The sequence below is a fragment of the Streptomyces sp. NPDC059037 genome (assembly GCF_042740015.1).
In the GTDB taxonomy this organism is placed as follows: domain Bacteria; phylum Actinomycetota; class Actinomycetes; order Streptomycetales; family Streptomycetaceae; genus Streptomyces.
The window spans coordinates 16107-21626 of sequence record NZ_JBHYIG010000169.1 but is presented as its reverse complement, the minus strand read 5'-3'; the positions used below and the strand labels follow the sequence as shown (position 1 = coordinate 21626).

At 72.8% G+C, this 5520-nt stretch carries 5 protein-coding genes; 2 read left to right on the top strand and 3 right to left on the bottom strand.

The genetic code is table 11. From position 1 onward, the window contains the following. The 3 genes from ACFWY6_RS29040 to ACFWY6_RS29030 form a co-directional block, all read right to left on the bottom strand. Positions 1 to 1000 (bottom strand): glycosyltransferase family 4 protein (locus ACFWY6_RS29040; protein ID WP_384696334.1); only part of this gene is annotated, 1000 nt, incomplete at its 3' end. A 148-nt stretch (positions 1001 to 1148) separates the two neighbouring features. Continuing rightward, complete coding sequence (locus tag ACFWY6_RS29035; RefSeq protein ID WP_384696331.1) at positions 1149 to 2567, bottom strand: HEAT repeat domain-containing protein; 1419 nt, start codon at positions 2565 to 2567, stop codon at positions 1149 to 1151. Between the two features lie 302 nt (positions 2568 to 2869). Beyond that, entirely contained in the window at positions 2870 to 3262 is a 393-nt protein-coding gene (locus ACFWY6_RS29030) for an ankyrin repeat domain-containing protein (protein ID WP_384696328.1), read from the bottom strand. A gap of 295 nt (positions 3263 to 3557) precedes the next feature. On the opposite strand from ACFWY6_RS29030, the gene ACFWY6_RS29025 reads away from it, so the two are divergent. Beyond that, positions 3558 to 3752 carry a hypothetical protein gene (locus ACFWY6_RS29025; RefSeq protein ID WP_030789254.1) on the top strand — a complete coding sequence of 65 codons (195 nt, stop codon included), beginning with the start codon at positions 3558 to 3560 and terminating at the stop codon, positions 3750 to 3752. Between the two features lie 48 nt (positions 3753 to 3800). Next, entirely contained in the window at positions 3801 to 5378 is a 1578-nt protein-coding gene (locus ACFWY6_RS29020; protein ID WP_384696324.1) for a hypothetical protein, read from the top strand. Positions 5379 to 5520: the final 142 nt, after the last annotated feature.

Here is a 5520-nt window from a genome sequence, read left to right as displayed (position 1 = left end):
GCCCCGGATCGGCGGCGAGCGCCCACACCGCGTCCCGCACCGCGAGGGCGTCCCGCGGCGGCACGAGGACGCCGGTGCGTCCCGGCATGACGAGGTCGAGCGGTCCGCCCGCGGCGGGCGCGACCACCGGCACTCCGCTGGCCATCGCCTCCTGCACGGTCTGGCAGAACGTCTCGTACGGCCCGGTGTGCACGAACAGGTCCAACGAGGCGAAGATCCTGGCGAGTTCATCGCCGGTGCGGCGCCCCAGAAGGAGCGCGCCCGGCAGCGCCGCCCGCACGGAGTCCTCGCTGGGCCCGTCGCCCACGACGACGACGCGCACGCCCTCGAGGCCGCAGGCTCCGGCAAGGAGTTCCACCTGCTTCTCGGGGGCGAGGCGGCCCACGTAGCCGACGATCAGCTCACCGTTCGGTGCGAGTTCACGACGTATCGCGGCGTCCCGGAGGGAGGGCCTGAAGCGCGCGGTGTCCACGCCGCGCGGCCACAGCCGCACCCGTGGCACGCCGTGCGCCACGAGGTCGCGCAGGGCGGCCGACGACGGGGCGAGCGTGCGGTCGGCCGCCGTGTGCACGGCGCGGATGCGCCGCCAGGCGGTGGACTCCCCCATGCCCATGTACGTACGGGCGTAGCCGCCCAGGTCCGTCTGGTAGACGGCGACGGCCGGAATGCCCTGCCGGGTCGCGGCCGCCATGGCGCGCGCGCCGAGGACGAACGGGCTTGCGAGATGGACGAGTTCGGCCCGGTGCGCGCTCAGCGCCGCGGAAAGCCGCCGGCTCGGCAGCGCCACCCTGACCTGCGGATAGCCGGGGAGCGGCAGGGAGGGCACGCGGACGACGGGGCAGGGCGCGCTTTCATCGGCGTCCGCCCCGGCCGCGGGGGCCGGGGCGATGACGAGGGGGTCGTGACCGCGGGCGACGAGCTGCCGGGCGGTCTGCAGCGCACAGTGCGCCACACCGTTGACGTCGGGAGGGAAGGATTCGGTGACGATGACGACACGCATACCCGTGTTGTCGTCGTGCGGGGCGTGGGCACGTCAACGTGGATCTTTCCTGGCGGGGAACGTCCCATGAGCGTTCCCCTCCACGCCCGCCTCGGGGCCGGGACCTCGCCCCTCTCGGGGCCGGGGTCGCGCCCCGCTCAGCGCCGGGTCACACCTCGGCCGCGTCGGGGTCGATTCTGCTGCGCACCGCGCTCTGTACGTCGTCCTCTTCGGCGGGGTCCGCGGCGAGCCTTCTGAGCTGGGTGACCACGCGGGCGTCACCGGTCTCGGCGTGCCGTGCGGCGACCTCGCGGGTGGACTCCTCGCAGTCCCACAGGCATTCGACGGCGAATCCGGCGGCGAAGGAGGGGTCCGTGGCGGCGAGCGCGCGGGCGGCGCGGCCGCGCAGATGGGACGAGGCGGTCTCGCGGTAGACGTGGCGAAGGACGGGGGCCGCGCAGGCGATGCCGAGCCGTCCGGCTCCGTCCACGAGGGTCCACAGGGTGGGTGCGTCCGGGCCTTCGCCGCGGACCGCTTCCCGCAGCGCGGCGAGCACCAGCTTGCTGTCGTGGGCGCCGCCTCTGCAGGCGAGCACCCGTCCGGCGGCGGCGCCCAGGGCGTCGGGCCGGTACGCCCAGCGGCGGGCCCACTCCACGGCGGCGACACTGCGCATCCGTTCGAAAGCCTCGGCCGCCGCGTCCACGACGACCGGGGAGGGGCTCTGGACGGCGTACTCGATCAGCTCGAAGACGTCGGGGTCATGGGCGTCGGCCAAGTAGCGCAAGGCGGTGCCGCGCGCCCCGTCGGAGCCGTTGCGGGCGGCCTCGAGGATCTCGGCGCGGTCGTCGGGTCCGGCGACCGCGGTCAGGCAGCGGGCGGCCGGCACGTGCAGGACGGCGCCGCGCTCAAGTCCCTCCTGCGCCCAGTCGAAGACGGCCTGGACGCTCCAGCCGGGGCGTGGCCCCGCGGGCCGCATCTGGCGCTGCCAGCGGTCGAAGGAGCCCTGTTCCCGTGCGGCACGCACACGGGCGCCGACATCGGCGCGGGGGTCCTCCTCCCACAGCCGCCAGGGCCGCGGTTCGTAGGCGTCGCGCACGGCGGCGGCCAGTTCGGCCTCGCCCTCCGCGTCGGCGGGGAATCTGGCGAGCACGGGGGCGGCAAGGGCGCGCAGGCCCGCGTCGTCGTCCCGCAGCGCCAGCTCGTCGAGGGCCCACGCCCAGTTGGCACCGAACGCCGCGTACCTGCGCAGCAGCTCCAGGGCGTCACGCCTGCCGTACGAGGCCAGGTGGCCGAGGACGGAGAGCGCGAGGCCGGTGCGTGAGTCGTCCGTGTCCAGGACGTCCTCGGGGTCGAACAGGTGCCGCTCGATGCCCTTGATCTCGCCGCGCAGATCGAGGTAGAGGCGGGCGAAGTACAGGGAGCGGTTCTCCACCTGCCAGTCGTGGCGGGGGTCGTGGAGCACACAGTGGTCGAGGGCGGCGAGCGCCTCGGACCGGGGTGCCGTGAGTGCGTGCAGCGTGCCGTCGCCGCGGCCCCGCTGCAGCAGGCCGAGCAGCGTACCGCTGGGCGCTATGACCGGATCGAACATGGGAAACAGCCTCACATCAAGCGTCGACGCAACCGGGAATCGTGAATTACCTGGCCGTGCGCCAACAGGTCGGGCCGCCCGCCGTCTCTTGCTTGTTGTAGACCATCTTCCTCTGCCTCTCGTCGGTGGCCCGAAGGGATCCCGGACGGGAGGTCCGGGGGCGGGCCGCTCACGGTCCGCGCGGTGCGGCAACACCTGCCCCGCCGTCGCGTCCGTAAATCACGTCGTCATGATGACCCAGCGGTTCAACCCGCCGCGACCACATTTCCAGCGCCCCCGTTGTTGCTGGTCAGCTACCCCGTTCAGGCCGCCCCGAACAGCTCGAGCAGCTCCGTCTTGGCAAACATCCGGGCGGTGTCAACCGCCGAAGGAGTCCCCGCGGCCGGATCGGCACCACCGTCGAGGAGCGCCCTGATCACCGCGTCCTCGCCCTTGAAGACGGCGCCCGCGAGCGGCGTCTGCCCCCGGTCGTTGGCGCGGTTGGCCGCGGCGCCCCGCTCCAGGAGGGCACGGACCGCGTCGGCGTGCCCGTGGTAGGCGGCCAGCATCACGAGCGAGTCGCCGCTGTCGTTGGTGAGGTTGGCCGGAACGCCCGCGTCCACGTACGCCGCGAGCGCCGCGGTGTCGCCCTGCCGCGCCAGATCGAAGATCTTGGTCGCCAGCTCCACGACTTCCGGGTCGGGTGCTTCGCTCATGGACCGGACCGCCTTTCGACTGCGGGGTGATTCGGAGGGGCGTACGGCGCTCGGTGCGGCCGTACGAGTGAATCGACAGGGTACTGCCCGTCCGGGCACATGACCGGGCCCGCCCACGGCAAAGATCACAAGGGGCACATACACCTCACGACCTGCGCACGGGTGGCCCAGTAACCCTCGGCCATTCGAGGGAAATTACCCGGAATTCCCCCATTTGCACCTTTTATCGTATGGATACATGCTGTGAGCCTGGAAGTACTGATGGTGACTGTCCCCACCAACCAGGAGAACCCCCATGGTCCTTTCCATCTCGGGCGTCGTGCTGCTCGGAATCATCGTCTTCTTGTTCTTCCGCAAGGACGGCCTCAAGGCGTCCCACGCGGTGGTCTGCGCGCTCTTCGGCTTCTTCATGGCGGGGACCGCCATCGCCCCGAGCATCAAGGCCGGCAGTGCGAGCCTGGCGAGCCTTCTCGGCGGGATCAAGTTCTGACGCCCCCTGCCCCTCGTAGTACTTCGTTCGCACCATCAGGAGACTGACGTGGCCCGGCGCCCCCTCCCCCGCATTCTGAGCAACGGCACTGCCCCGATCGCCCGGAGCCGGGAGCTCGCACGGTCGGCCGCCGACAGCGCCACCGACGTCCTCCATCCGCTGATCACGATCACCCGTGGACTGCGCCGGCTGGCTTCAGCCGGGCGGCGCAAGTGGGCCGACACACCCAAGGACCGGCGCGGACCGCTGCTGTTCCTCGTGGCCTCCGTGGTTCTGGTCGTGGCGCTCATTCCGTACGGTCCGCTGCTCGCCGCCATCTGCCTGATGGCGGCCGCCGCGTGGAAAGGACGGGAGCGCACGGCGCCCGCGCCGACCGGCCCCGACGAGGCGCAGATCCAGCGGCTGCAGTCCCTCTACGAAGCACTCGTCCCGTACTTCTCCGTCCCCGAGGACCCGGCCCCGCTCTTCGCGCACGGCGGCGAGTGGGACAAGGCCTTCACCTCGTACGAGTTCGACGACTCCGGGCGCGTCTCGCATCTGGTGGTGCGCTACCCGGCGTACTTCACGGACGGCGAGGCCGAGTCCCGCGCACGGATCGAGCAGCTCCTGCACGCCAAGTCGGGACGCGGCCGCGAATACCACTTCGAGTGGGACGAGGAGGGCAACCAGCTCACGGTGAACGTGCTGCCCCCGCTGCCCACCGACATCGCCGCCCAGCGATTCGTCACCGCCCCCGGCGAGACCGTGCTCGGCTTCACCGACCCCACCGGAGTCCAGCGCACCCTGCCCGTGGCCGACGGCGACGACCAGCGCGACGTACCCCCCGTCGTCTGGCGCACAGGACCCCGTTCCACCGAGCCGCACCTACTGGCGGTCGGCCAGCCCGGCAGCGGCACCACAAGCCTGCTGCGGTCCATCGCCCTGCAGGCGCTCCAGCACGGCGACGTCCTGATCGTCGAGGGCAGCGGCACCGGCGACTACGCCTGCCTGACCGGCCGTGACGGCGTCCTTGCCGTCGAGTGCGGGCTCGCCGGGTCCATGGCCAGCCTGGAGTGGGCGGCACACGAGACGGAGCGGCGCCTCATCTCCGCCAACCGCGCCCGGCAGGCCGGCCACCCGGCACCGGAGGACACCAAGCGCCCCCTGTGGATCCTCCTGGACCGCCCCAGCGTCCTCGGCCACCTGGCGGCGGCCGACGGACACCAGGACCCGCAGTCCCTGCTGCAGGTACCGCTGCGGCACGGCAGGGCGGCCGCCGTCACGGTCGTCGTGGCCGACCAGTTCGACAGCCTGGACGCGCTGAGCGACTCCGTACGGCAGCACACCCGCGCGCGCGTGGTGCTCGGCCCTGCGACGCCCGGCCAGCTCGAGGACGTCCTCGGCGTACCGCCGCACACGACCCCCACGGCCCACGTCCCGCCGGGCCGTGGCTACGCCCGGCTCGGCACGGCCGCGGTGCACCGCCTCCAGGTGCCGGCGACACCCGACCCGTACGACGACGCGACCAGCGAGTCGCACCGGCAGGCGGTCCTGGAGCTACTGCCGGGGCGGAGCACACCGGCGGACGCGGTTGAGCCGGTGGCGGGGGCGGGGGCAGAGCCGGAGCCGGTGCCCGCCGAAAGCTGAAGAGCGAACGACGGTGACGGGTTTTCGGGGGTGAATTGGTGTCAATGTGGGCCCCCATACACGGGTTGCGCCCCCCCGCCCAGCCCCGCGCCCCCGCCCGCGCGACCCCGGCCCGCGCGACGCGCCCCCACCCCGCCGGGGC

Bases quoted from the DNA above. Each gene is read 5' to 3' on its own strand.
- ACFWY6_RS29035 (WP_384696331.1), bottom strand. From the start codon at position 2,567: ATGTTCGATCCGGTCATAGCGCCCAGCGGTACGCTGCTCGGCCTGCTG.
- ACFWY6_RS29030 (WP_384696328.1), bottom strand. From the start codon at position 3,262: ATGAGCGAAGCACCCGACCCGGAAGTCGTGGAGCTGGCGACCAAGATC.
- ACFWY6_RS29025 (WP_030789254.1), top strand. From the start codon at position 3,558: ATGGTCCTTTCCATCTCGGGCGTCGTGCTGCTCGGAATCATCGTCTTC.